This window comes from Pelagicoccus sp. SDUM812003, from assembly GCF_031127815.1.
GTDB lineage: Bacteria > Verrucomicrobiota > Verrucomicrobiia > Opitutales > Opitutaceae > Pelagicoccus.
On the sequence record NZ_JARXHY010000005.1, the window covers coordinates 227,519 to 240,557 of the forward strand.

Annotated in this window: 8 protein-coding genes; 5 read left to right on the top strand and 3 right to left on the bottom strand. The window is 58.2% G+C overall.

What is annotated here, in order from left to right:
- The first annotated feature begins 77 nt into the window (after positions 1–77).
- The 4 genes from QEH54_RS09360 to QEH54_RS09375 all read left to right on the top strand — a co-directional run bounded on the left by QEH54_RS09360 (position 78) and on the right by QEH54_RS09375 (position 7,895).
- Positions 78–2,036, top strand: coding sequence for a family 43 glycosylhydrolase (locus QEH54_RS09360; RefSeq protein WP_309018402.1), 1,959 nt, complete (start codon positions 78–80; stop codon positions 2,034–2,036).
- A 190-nt stretch (positions 2,037–2,226) separates the two neighbouring features.
- Positions 2,227–3,639 (top strand): hypothetical protein, encoded by a 1,413-nt coding sequence (locus QEH54_RS09365; RefSeq protein ID WP_309018403.1) that lies wholly within the window; start codon positions 2,227–2,229, stop codon positions 3,637–3,639.
- Between the two features lie 19 nt (positions 3,640–3,658).
- Positions 3,659–3,832, top strand: a complete 174-nt coding sequence (locus QEH54_RS09370; protein ID WP_309018404.1) for a hypothetical protein — start codon at positions 3,659–3,661, stop codon at positions 3,830–3,832.
- 559 nt (positions 3,833–4,391) lie between these two features.
- Positions 4,392–7,895 carry a TonB-dependent receptor plug domain-containing protein gene (locus tag QEH54_RS09375; protein ID WP_309018405.1) on the top strand — a complete coding sequence of 1,168 codons (3,504 nt, stop codon included), beginning with the start codon at positions 4,392–4,394 and terminating at the stop codon, positions 7,893–7,895.
- Positions 7,896–8,141: 246 nt separating this feature from the next.
- On the opposite strand, the gene QEH54_RS09380 is transcribed toward QEH54_RS09375, so the two are convergent.
- Positions 8,142–9,944: an L-fucose isomerase gene (locus tag QEH54_RS09380; protein ID WP_309018406.1), complete on the bottom strand. Its 1,803-nt coding sequence runs from the start codon at positions 9,942–9,944 to the stop codon at positions 8,142–8,144.
- A gap of 80 nt (positions 9,945–10,024) precedes the next feature.
- On the opposite strand from QEH54_RS09380, the gene QEH54_RS09385 reads away from it, so the two are divergent.
- Positions 10,025–10,891 carry an AraC family transcriptional regulator gene (locus QEH54_RS09385; RefSeq protein WP_309018407.1) on the top strand — a complete coding sequence of 289 codons (867 nt, stop codon included), beginning with the start codon at positions 10,025–10,027 and terminating at the stop codon, positions 10,889–10,891.
- A 117-nt stretch (positions 10,892–11,008) separates the two neighbouring features.
- Here the strand turns inward: QEH54_RS09385 and fucU are convergent, their stop codons facing one another.
- Positions 11,009–11,443 carry an L-fucose mutarotase gene (gene fucU, locus QEH54_RS09390; RefSeq protein ID WP_309018408.1) on the bottom strand — a complete coding sequence of 145 codons (435 nt, stop codon included), beginning with the start codon at positions 11,441–11,443 and terminating at the stop codon, positions 11,009–11,011.
- Positions 11,444–11,463: 20 nt separating this feature from the next.
- Entirely contained in the window at positions 11,464–12,894 is a 1,431-nt protein-coding gene (gene fucP, locus QEH54_RS09395; protein WP_309018409.1) for an L-fucose:H+ symporter permease, read from the bottom strand.
- Positions 12,895–13,039 lie beyond the last annotated feature (145 nt).

The window sequence follows — 13,039 nt, forward strand, 5'->3', positions numbered from 1 at the left end:
ATAGAAACAACGACAGACGCTGCCCTCGCTAGCTATACCAACTAGACTCCGCCACCAACCCCTCTCCGTATTCCATCATGATCCGCGCTTTTCTCATTTCGTTTTTCCTAATGACCACCCTCTCCTTCGCATCCGAATCGCCCTTCCCGAATCCGCTGATTCCTCAGCGAGCTGACCCATGGGTGTACAAGCACGACGACGGCTACTACTATTTCATCGCCACCTCGCCCCAGTACGAGCAGATCGAGCTTCGCCGGGCCAAGACGCTCGAGGGGCTGATGTGCGCCGAGCCAAAGGTCATCTGGGAGAAGCACGAGGAAGGCGTCATGGGCGCCCACATCTGGGCCCCGGAACTTCACTACATCGACGGCAAGTGGTACGTCCACTTCGCAGCAGGCGAAGCGGAGGAGATTTGGAAAATCCGCATGTGGGTGCTGGAAAACGATTCCGCGAATCCGCTCGATGGCCAATGGAGAGAGAAAGGCAAAATCAACGCCGCCTGGGACTCCTTTTCCCTCGACGCCACCACCTTCGAACACCAAGGGAAACGCTACCTAATCTGGGCTCAAAGCGCCCCCGAATTCGATGGAAACTCCAGCCTCTTCATCGCGGAAATGGATACGCCCTGGTCCATCACCGGAAAGCCGGTATTGATCACTCGCCCCGAGTACGAATGGGAGAACCGCACGTACAAGGTGAACGAAGGAGCGGCTGTCCTAAAACGGCACGGTCGCGTCTTCGTGGCCTACTCAGGCAGCGCCACCGACCACGACTACGCCATGGGACTGCTTTGGGCGGATGAGGAGGCCGACCTTCTCGATCCGGCTTCCTGGACGAAGTCGCCCGGACCAGTGTTCGTGAGTTCGGAGGAAAATGGAATCTACGGCCCTGGCCATAACAGCTTCACCACGGACGAGCACGGAAACGACGTAATCATGTACCATGCTCGCAACTACAAAGAGATCGCCGGACCATCGCTACGCGACTGGAATCGCCATGCCCGCATCCAGCGCTTCGGCTGGACCTCCGACGGGTTTCCCGACTTTGGCCAACCCGCTCCGGACACTCCAGCCAAGGAAGCTCCCAAGCCCCTCTTCCGCGATCCCCTGTACGACGGCACCGCGGATCCCGTGGTGATCTGGAACGAGGATCGCGGACGCTGGTGGATGTTCTACACCAACCGCCGAGCGAAGGCGGAAGGACTTTCCGGCGTCGCTTGGGTGCATGGCACCCACATCGGCATCGCGGAATCCTGCGACCTGGGACACAGCTGGGAGCGCTTCGGCCAAGCGAACATAAACCTGCCCGAGGAAATCGACGTCGCCGATCCGACCCATTGGGCGCCGGAAGTCATGCGCGGGCCCGACGGCACCTATCACATGTACCTGACCTTCGTTCCAGGCGTATTCGAAAACTGGGGTCACCCGCGAAGCATCTTGCACCTCACCAGCGACAACCTTCTGGACTGGGAGTACCAATCGACTCTCGATCTTTCCTCCGACCGCGTGATCGACGCCTGCGTCGCCCGCCTCCCGGACGGCTCCTGGCGCATGTGGTACAACAACGAGCGCGACGGGAAATCCATTTACTATGCCGACAGCGATGACCTCTACAACTGGGAAGACCAGGGCAAGGCGGTCGGTGATCAGGCAGGCGAAGGCCCCAAGGTCGTGTATTGGAAAAACAGCTACTGGATGGTCACTGACGTGTGGGATGGCCTCGGCGTTTATCGTTCCGACGACGCCCTCGCTTGGGAAAGACAGGAAGGGGCGAACCTCCTGAAAGAGCCGGGCTCAGGCGAGGACGATCAAGTGATCGGCGGACATCCGGACATCGTTCTCCAAGGCGATCAGGCCTTCCTCTTCTATTTCACCCATCCTGGACGCGTCGAGCCGGGGCTGCCCGATTCCTACCAAACGCGTCGAAGCTCCATCCAAGTCGTCGAGCTCAAGTACGAAGACGGAAAACTGACCGCCAATCGCGACGAGCCCACCTACCTGAAGCTCGATCCTCAGTTCAGCTACCCGCTACGATAGAGGCTGCTGCACCCCCATGCAGAGCGGCAGATGGAGTCCTACCTTCTGTCGCCTTCGGGCTTCGCCCTCCCCGTGGCTCCGTTTGAATTTTCACACTCGTATTTGCAAAAACCCTCTCCACAATCGAACTGCTTCCTACCCTAAGGAACGTGCCTTTCCTCCACCCCTATACCCCTGACCCAGCTGCCCCATGAGCGACGCGACCTCCTCCGCCAGCGCGGAATTCGAGAGAGAACCTGTACCCAAATCTTCACGACTCGGCTTCAAGAGCTTCATCGGCCAGTATGCCGGAGAGCACACCGCCGGCACCGAGCTGATGATCGGCCCGCTCTTCGTGGCCGGCGGAGTCAGCATGATCGACCTCATCTGGGGGCTGCTGCTAGGCAACCTTCTAGCGGTACTGAGCTGGACTTTGCTCACCGCCCCTATCGCCACGCGGGCCCGCCTCACGCTATACTATCAACTCGAGCAAATCTGTGGACGCCACCTGGTGCTGGTCTACAATTTCCTAAACGGAATCATGTTCTGCTTGCTCGCCGGAGCGATGATAACCGTTTCGGCTACGGCGATCGGGGTTTGGTTCGACTTTCCTATGCCGAAGCTGACAGACGTCTATCCGAGCAGCCTCCCATGGGTCATCGCCACCCTCAGTGTGGGAGCTCTTGTGGCCCTCGTCGCCGCCACTGGCTACCGCTTCGTGTCGCGCTTTGCCAACTACGCTGCTCCCTGGATGGTCTTGCTGTTTATCGCTTTCGGACTCATCGGACTGCGCGATTTCATCAACGAAACCGGCGTCAGCATAAACGGATTCTCCGACATCGTCGCCCTGGCGGAAACCTCGATATGGAAGGGCGGCGACCCGCTTCCCGGCCAAAGCAAGATGACCTTTTGGCACGTCCTGTTTTTCGCTTGGTTCGCCAACATGGCCATGCACATCGGCATGTCGGACCTTTCGGTTTTTCGTTTCGCCAAAAAGAGCTGGTACGGCATCGCCTCGGCCACCGGCATGTACCTCGGTCACTTTCTCGCTTGGATCGCCGCCTCAATTCTCTACGCGCTGCAGATCCATCGCGAACCGTCCAACACCGATGTCCTGCCCGGTCCCATGGTCGCGAGCGCTTGCGGGGTCGCAGGACTGATCTGCGTCATCATCGCTGGCTGGACCACCGCAAACCCCACCATCTACCGAGCGGGTCTGGCCTTCCAGGCGATCGCCCCGAAAGCCAGCCGATTCAAGGTGACGTTCATCACCGGCATGATCGCCGCGGTCGCCGGCACCTTTCCCGCCATCGCCATGCAGCTGCTCGATTTCGTCGCCCTGTACGGTCTTCTTCTGATGCCCATGGGGGCCGTGATCTTCTGCGACTTTTGGCTCATGCCCAAACTGGGCCTGAGATCCAGCTTCGCCCGCGAGCGCGGTCTCGGCATCAACTGGGCGGCGGCGCTCGCATGGGGCGTGACCCTCGGCCTTTGCTGCTACTTCGTGCTCACTGGTCGCATCGGCATTTTCTTCGTCAGTCTGCCAGGCTGGTTCCTTGCAAGCGCCATCTACCTGGGCGCCAGCAAGCTGGTGCAATCCCAGTCAGCCAAAGCCCTTCGATAGCCCTCAACCGATTCACCCCATGAAGTTCGTTCTCCCCGCTGTTTCCTACCTGGCGCTCGCCACTATCTTCGTATCCACTTTGTCTTACCTTTTCGGAGCCATCGATCGCGACCTGCTAGAACGAAGCCTGCTCACCGCCACCATCGCCTGGTTCGCCACCGCCCCTTGCTGGATGGGACGCAGCAACGCGTAGCCCGCTTCGCTGATCAGTCGACCTGAGCGACGAAACGCGTAGCAGCGTTTGCGTTTTTTCAGCTCAATCAGGCGAAGAGACGGCGCTCTCGGCGGCCTATCGGAGTAGAGAGAGCGTTCTTACATTCGTAACGCAAATCTCACCTGTTTTGCGTCATGTTCACGCGGATACACGAAAACTACGCGGACACCCTTAATAGCTTGTTGCAATCGAGAACAAGGGTTTAACCAGCCACTCGTAGCATGGTCCTGCAAATGCCGTTCTAGCGTCCCTCAAGCCCCTCGCTACCGGCGGGTTAAGCGCTTCCTATCTTACTGTCAGAGTGCGCCTGCGTTGGAAATTGGAACAATTGATTTACAGCTAAAGGAAATATTCTCCCCGACTATTTTCCCCAATCAAGACCGACCAAGTGACCTATATCCCCACGCTGTTTCCGCGGCCCCAAGACCCCGCATAAAACACGCCCACAACAGACGTTCCCCGCCTACGGACGATGCTGCGTTCCCCTACCCTGTCAGGACGCCGCCCAGTCTTTCTTTATCCATAAACTACTACTCGAATGAATAGAAAAAACACCCCTAACTATCCCCGGTTTCGTACCGCGCTCGCGCTAGCATTGCTACTGCAGGCAGGTTCGACCGGCTTTGCCCAAGAGGAAGACGACGAAGAGATCTTCGAACTCTCTCCTTTTGAGGTAACCTCATCGGACGACGATATCGGTTACCACTCGGAAAACACCCTGATGGGTACGCGCCTCAACAGCAATATCGGCGACCTTGCAGCGTCGATCACGCTGGTCACCAAGCAGCAGATGGAAGACACTGCGGCGGTCGACATCAACGACGTGTTCCTTTACGAAGCGAATACAGAAGGCGCCCACAACTACACTGCTTACCACGTCAACCGCGGCTACCTTAAGGATGAAGCTGCCGGTATTTCGCAGGACAACGGTACGGTCTACTCTCACGCCACTTCCAACCGTATCCGCGGTCTCGGAGCGGCTGACACCTCGCTGAACAACTACCCGACGATCAGCAGAGTTCCGTTCGATACCTACAATACCAACTCGGTAGAAATCAACCGTGGTCCGAACTCCATGCTCTTCGGTATGGGTAGCCCAGCAGGTATCGTCAATCAGACCACCGCTTCCGCTATCATCGGCCAGGAGAGCTCGGAAATCAGCGCTCGCGTGGACAGCTTCGGTGGCTGGAGAGCAAGCGCTAGCCACAACCAAACCATCATCGAGGACAAGCTCGCCGTATTCGTGGCAGCCCTACATGATGAGCGTGGTTTCGAACGCAAGCCTTCCTACGACAAGACCGATCGTCAGTACCTCGCTTTCAGGTTCCAGCCAGCTGAGAACACCACCTTCCGCGCTAGCTTCGAAAACTACGAAAACGAGAGCCGTCGCCCGAACACCATCGCTCCTCGCGACACCATCACACCATGGCTCCAGTCCGGACGCCCTGTATGGGACAGCCGCCGCAAGATGATGGTCTATCTCGACAGTGGCAAGGAAGTCGGCCCGTACCTCTTCAATCGAGACGGCTGGGACTCCGAAACTGGGCCCTACGCAGGATACTCGGACGCCAACGTTACGAATCCAGACGGCGCCTACTACTATGGAGACAACGACCTCTGGAGAACCGATTCCGCACTATTCATTGGCACAATTGGTCCGATGTCTGGAACCGCTACGATTCATGTTCAGCCAGACGGAACATACTCCGCGCGTGAAACGAATCTCTGGCGGGATCGCCCTGCGCCAGCTGATGTCGCTGAGGCCAATCTAGACGCCTACTGGAACACGCGTGAAACGCGCATGATGCAGACTATCGTTCCTTGGACGGACGAGTTCTATCCAGGCGCCAGCACCATGAACCCCTTCTACCCAACCGGTCTCATCAATCCCGATGTGTACGATTGGTCCGAAGTCAATATCACCGCTCCAAACTTCCAGAGCCTCGATAACAAGACCTACAACTTCGAGTTCGAGCAAAAGCTTGCAGAGAATCTCTACTTCTCCGCCGGCTGGTTCCGTCAAGACGCTGATTCCCTCGAGAACAACCCGATCTCGAACACCAGCCCGACCACGGTCTCGCTCGACGTGAACATGTACCTGCCGGACGGTTCGGAGAATCCGAACTACCTGAAGCCGTTCATCGACGACTACCGCGCCGACGCCTTCACTCACCCTGAAGAGAACGAAACGCTTCGCGCCCAGATCGCCTACCAGTTCGACTTCACCGATAGCGACAACTGGACCAAGTGGCTCGGTCAGCATCAGCTGATGGGACTGTACAGCGACAACGAACGCAACCGCTACGGCACACGCAGTCGTATCGCCTACTTCGATGAGCCAAACGGCGGCTACCACTACGCCCACAGCCCTGAGCGTCGGGCGGAAATCAACGCCAACTACAGCCTTGGCGCCGACAACTCCGCGATCCGTCGCTACTACTACATCGGTGAGAACGCAAAGGTGACTCAAGGCAACTCGGGTATCGGAGCGGCAGGCTCACTCGAAAACTGGGGTACCGGAGGTCCAACCGACTTCAACTTCGACACCTTCTTCTGGGAAAGCGATACCGGCGGCACCTGGAGAGACGTCCCGGTTGAAATCGGAACGGCGCTTTGGTGGCCAAGCACCAGCCGCAGCCAAATCGAAGTCGAATCGACCAGCGCGGCCCTGCAGAGTCGCTTCTGGGAAAGCCGCATCGTCACTACCCTCGGATTCCGCGAAGACAAGTACGTCGGAAACTCCTACTGGGGCGGACGCGAGGAGCCAGGTTACGAAAACGGTCTTCCGATTGGTGGAACTGACTACTACTTCAACAACAACACCGGCACCGAAGAGCTCTCTGGCAGCACCTCGACCCGCGGTATCGTGTTCAAGGTCACTGAAAACATCAGCTTGACCTACAACGAATCGGACAACTTCAACCCGCCAAATGGAAACTCCACCGACTTCTACGGCAATCCGCTCCCGAAGCCGACTGGTGAAGGCAAGGACTACGGTATCCGCTTCAAGCTGCTGGAAAACAAGCTCCACGCCAGCTTCAACTGGTTCGAGACCACCTCGGCCAACGCTCGTGGCGTTCCAGGCGTATTCGTAGACCGCACCAACCGTATCGACTACAAGTTCATGTTCGCATGGGCCGAAAACGTCGTTCGTATCCGCGACGGCCAAGACCCAACGTCCGAAGATTGGCGCGATGGAGACATCTACCCGCTGACCGACGATCAGAGAGCTCGTATCTGGGACATCATCGGATTGGAAGAAGACTACTTCGACAATATCAACGTCCAGGGTACTCAGGACACCGAGGCCAAGGGCTTCGAGTTCCAGATGGTATACAACCCGATCCCGAACTGGACCATGAAGCTGTCCGGAGGCAAGCAGAACACTTCCTTCAACAACGTCGCTCCACAATGGGAGCCATGGGCCAGCGCTCGCGAGGCCGTTTGGGCCAACGCCACTGCGACAGATATGGCTGAATCCTACACCCTCTTCAATGGAGAGGAGCTCAAGATTCGCAACTTCTGGACCGGCACGAACTACATCAGCGAACTAGACCCGGCCAGCAACAACGGCTGGTTCACCACTGCTGACTACTACCGTCTGACCGTTACCAACGAAATCGCGACTATCCGTAACAAGGAAGGTCAGATCGTTCCAGGTCAGCGCGAATGGCGCGCCAACTTCCTCACGAACTACAAGTTCACCGACGGCAAGCTCAAGGGCTTCGGTATCGGTGGCAGCGCTCGTTGGGAAGAAGCGGCCGCGATCGGCAACTACGGAATCGTTGAGGAGGATGGCGTCATGCGCCAGCCGGACATCAGCCGTCCGATCTACGGTGACTCCGAGTTCCACGTGGACTTCTGGGCTTCCTACGAAATGCCAATCGGCGAGGACAAGAACCTCAAGCTTCAGCTCAACGTTCGCGACGCCCTCGAAGACGGTGGTTTGCAGAAGGTTGCTGCCAACTTCGACGGTTCCGTCTACGGCTACCGCTACCTCGATCCACGTCAGATCTTCCTGACGACCACGCTCGAGTTCTAGCACGATCCTCGTTTACGCACTATTGTTTGATTAGATTTGTTCATTGCCCCTCGCTTCGGCGAGGGGCTTTTTTTGTCGTCGAAATGCGTCCGCGCCGTTGCTCGGATCTTCTGCAAGGCGGCGCGCTGAACCGCCGATTTCGACTCGGCCCGATCGAGTGTCGACTCGGCGCGGCGACCTGCAGCCAGCGCAAAAAAAAGCCCGACGGTTCACGCCGGGCTTTTCGCTTATAAACTCTTATTTGGACTATCGATACAGCGGACCGTAGTTCGCGCAGGCACGGAAATCAGCGCCTTCCAGGTCGGCTGTACCAAATGCCTTCCAGCTGCTTGGCCGCAAGATGCGTTCCTCATCCACGTTGTGCATGTACACGGGAATTCGCAGGATGCTGGCAAGGGTTATGAATCGGTGGCCGACATGGCCGCTGCAGAACGCTCCGTGGTTGGCGCCCCAGCTGTTCATCACTTCATAGCAACTCCGAAACGCGCCTTCGCCTGTTAAACGTGGAGCGAACCAAGTGGTGGGCCAGGTCGGATTCGTGCGCTCGTCCAAGGCAGCGTGAGCAGTCTCAGGCAACTCAACGGTCCAGCCTTCCACAAGCTGCAGCGCCGGGCCAAGCCCTTTGATCAGATTGATCCGCGCCATGGTCACCGGCATGCCTCCTCGCGTGCAGTAGCGCGTGCTCCAACCACCGCCCGGAAAGTACTCCGTGATCGATGGATGCCAGGTGGTCGCTTTCAGACAAGCCTCCACCTCGCTGTCATCGATTTCCCAATACGGCTTCATGGTGGGGTTTCCATCCGCGTCGCTTTGCTGGCCACTGCCATCCAAGGCTGCCGGCCCCGAGTTGATGAGATGCAAGATGCCGTCGCTTGCTTTTCCGTCCAAGACATACCCCGTCACCCGCTTCACCGCCTCCGGGCTCCAGTAGGTGCGCACGTCGGCGAAGACTTGAGCGGTATTGGTGAGCAAGTGACCGAACAGCATCGTGGCTCCGTTCAAAGCATCGTTTTCGGTGGCCACGATATACGGAGCGCGCCTGCCGTTCCAATCGAAGGACGTGTTTAAGATAGCCTCCATGAAATCGCCGTTTGGGAAATAGTCGGTCCACTGGCGCTGTCCTTGAAAACCGCTCGCAATGGCCCCGTGTCCTTGGGCTTGCTCCGGAAAGCCGAGTTTCGCGAGACGAGGATTCCCCACCATCAGATCACGCGCGATCAGCGCCATCTTGACCGAATCCTGCCATTCGCTGTCGAGGGCTTCGCGACTTCTGGTTTTATCGGGCGCGTTGTAGTCGGCGCCTTCGAGGCAGTTTTCTTTCGCCCAAGCAAGAGCCCGTTCGTATTCATCCTGATCATACAATCCAACCTTCATGCGACCGGCGAACTCCGCCATGTCAATCGTCTCCACCCGCATGCCCAGATAGGACTCCCAGAAGTCGGAATCGACCATCGATCCCGCAATGCCCATGGACGTGCCTCCCATCGAAAGATAAGAGCGCCCTCGCATCAGGGCCACCGCCAGGCCTGCTCGGCAAAACTCGACGATCTTGTCCTTCACATCATCCGGAATGCAGTCGTCGCTCGCTTCCTGCACCTCCCGTCCATAGATGCCAAAGGCGGGCAGGCCCTTTTGAGCGTGGCCCGCAAGCGTGGCGGCTAGATAAACCGCTCCCGGCCGCTCGGTGCCATTGAAGCCCCAAACCGCCTTGGGCAGGGTGGGATCCATGTCCATGGTTTCCGAGCCGTAGGCCCAGCAGGGCGTGACGGTGAGTGAAACGCCGACCCGCTCCTTGCGAAAGACTTCCGCGCAGGCCTGAGCCTCCGCCACCCCACCGATGCAGGTGGGAGCGATCACGCACTGCACAGGAGAGCCGTCCGGATAGCGCAGCTCTTCACTCAACAGCTTCGCCACGAGCTCAGCCTGTTTCTGGGTTTGCTCTTCCAGGCTTTCCCGAACGCCGCCATAGCGACCATCGATCGCTGGGCGGATGCCGATACGGGGCAGATTCTGAAAAGCGTTCACGGTTGGGGATGCTTCAAGGGGCATGTCAGGAGTTTCTCAAATTGATTCGAAATCAGGAATAGTCATTCCTTGCATACCTGCCAATTTCTGATCTTTCTTGCTTTGTGCTTCTGACCAAAGGCCAACGCAGCCCCGTCGAGTTCGCGACCAAGGTCGCGGAGTCCCGGTATTTCTGCGTCCCTAGCAAACACAGCCGCGACGAGTTCGTCTACCTTGGAGGATTCGAGAAATGCGAGCGCGACTTTCTGCTGGAACGCGATACCTTTCCATTCTTAACCTTGGAGCTCATCACCAGCGGCAGCGGATCACTTTCCTTGGGGGATAGAAAACACCAGGCGAGCCCTGGCATGTGCTTCTGCGGCGGTCCGGACATCGCCTTCCAGCTTCAATCGGACAACAAGGATCCACTGGAGAAGTTTTTCATCGTCTTCGGTCGCGACGCCTTCCCAGCGCGCACCCACCCTAAAGAATTGTATCCAGGTTGCGTATACCAGGGCGTGGATCCGATGGTGCTTCGAAAATGGGGCGAGCTCATATTGGAGGAAGGCATCTCACAATCCTCGCGCTGCTCGGAAAACGTCTCCTCGCTGATCGACGTGCTTATCCGCAAGATCAGCGACGATGCTGAGGAATCGCTGCCCGCCCAAGGGACCGACGCTCTGGTCGCGAAAGCCCTACGCGTCATCGACAGCGGCTTTCAAACCATTCGCAGCGCTCAAGAGCTCGCCGACCTGCTCGGCGTCTCCCCCGAGCACCTTTGCCGCGCCTTTCGCCGCAGTCAGCACGCCACTCCCTATCAGGTGCTGACGCGGCGCAAGATGGCCCATGCCTGCACGTTGCTCAAACTCAGCCCGCTCACCATCCAGGAAATCGCCGACTCTGTGGGCTTCAGTGACGCCTTTCATTTCTCGCGGGCCTTCAAGAAGCAATACGGCATGCCGCCCAGCGGGATGCGCCGCAGTGTGAAATAGAGATCCCCGCCGAAAACAATCCCCTTCTGTATGGCGGGGCGTTGACCCGCCACTCTGGCTTGTCACCTCAATGCGGCGACCCTCAGAGCCTCATTTGCAATCGTAGTTATTTCTCGCCTACGCGACCGGCGTCACACCCTTTTTTACCAGAATGTTTCCGTACTTCGCCAACTCGCCAGTCATGACCACTGCGAACGCGCTCTTGGCTCGTTCGTAAAATGCGAAGCGATCGATTCGCTCCGGAGCCAAGGCGTTGGGATGGCTTTTTCTCACCGCGGCAAGGTAGCGCGCTTCCACCGCTGGCTCGAGCTGGTCACCCTCCACAGCGCTCATCATGGCCAGCGGGCGTTCCACGTATTGGTCCAAGGCCAGCAATGGCATTACTCCCTCCAGCAGCGCGGCGATGGGCAAGCCATCCGCCCTCAACACCGGGGGCCCCAAGCTGTGCCCGGGGAAATGGGCGTCCGCGAAGACGATTTCATCGCCATGCCCCATGCGATGCAGGGCGGCCAGCAATTCGGGAGAAACGAGCGGAGAGATTCCTATCAGCATTTTGAATACAATAGCTAAAGCTAAGCTGCGCTTCGATTGGCGCTCTTGCCAATCAACCGCTGGGCGAAGAAGCCGTAGAGAGCGATGATCACGAAGCAAACCAAGGGCAAGACGAAGGAAACGCGAACCGACTCCAGCATACGCCCCCCGATCTCCATTCCCTCGCCATCGATCAAGGCTCCCTGCCAATTCGGCATGAGAGCTCCCCCCACGATCGCGAAGATCAGGCCTGCCGAGCCGAGCTTGGCGTCATTGGGCGTCAGCCCGTCCAAGGCGATGCCGTAGATGGTGGGAAACATAAGCGACATGCATCCCGAGACGCCCACCAGACAGTAGAGGCCCGGCATTCCATGAAGAAAGATGGCTCCGAGAATCAAGCAGCAGGCGCCGACGGCCAAGCAGCCGAGCAGCAAGCCAGGCTGCAGGAAGCGTAGCAAAAAGGTGCAGATGAATCGGCTGGTGAGAAACAGCACCATGGCCACGATGTTGTAGTTTTGCGCTTGGGCCGCAGACAGTCCCACCAAGGTCATCCCGTAGTGGATGATGAAGGTCCAGCACATGATCTGCGCCCCGACATAAAAGGTCTGGGCGACCACTCCTCCGAGATACCTGAAGTTGCAGAGATGCCGCACAAGAGGACCGAGGGCCAACTGCTCCTTCTCCTCGCCCATGTCAGGCAGTTTGGATACAGCGAAAATCGCGAAGATGATCGCCACGACGCAAGCGATGGCGATGTACGGCATGGTGACGACGCCCAAGTCGTGCGACACGATTTCCTGATAGGCTTCCGGGTTCGCTTGGGTGAAGGTTTCCCACGCCTCGTTAATTCTTCCATCAACCTCGCTAGGCAGCATTTCAGCGTACTCCGGGTGGGCTTCCCGTTCCACGTTTCGAAATTCCGCCACCTGCAGGCTGGGCAGCACGAACATGCTCGCGACCACCATGCCGGTGAGCGAACCCATCGGGTTGAAGGCTTGGGCGAGGTTCAAGCGCTGCGTGGCGGTGCGGGAGTCTCCCAAGGCCAAGACGTACGGATTGGCGCTGGTCTCCAGAAACGCCAGCCCGAAGGTCAGCACGTAAAAACCCACCAGGAATACGTTGAAGCTCATGAAATGGCTGGCCGGCAAGGTCAGCAACGCCCCGATCGCGTACAGACCCAGGCCGATCAGGATGCCGGATTTGTAGGAGATTTTACGAATCACCAAGGCCGCTGGGATGGCCATGGTCGCGTAGCCCCCGTAAAACGCCCGCTGCACCCAGGCGCTTTGCTCGTTGCTGATGATGAAGATCTCCTTGAAGGCCCGCACCAAGGGGTTCGTCACGTCGTTGGCGAAGCCCCATAAGGCGAAGAGCGTGGTGACCAGGATAAATGGGTAGATGAATTGGGCAGGCACCACGCGAGGCTTAGCTGCAGTTTCTGCGTCAGGACGAGGCGGAGGGGCGATCGACATATCGGTATTTCGGGGCTTCTTGGTGGTAGGGAAAAGGGACTTTCGCGATCCCAGCGGGATGCTGCGTCGGGGCGAGGGCGAAAAGCGGGGGGTCCTCCGCGAGGGCAACTGGGAAAACGATTAAAAAAAAGGGGGGGCGACGCTC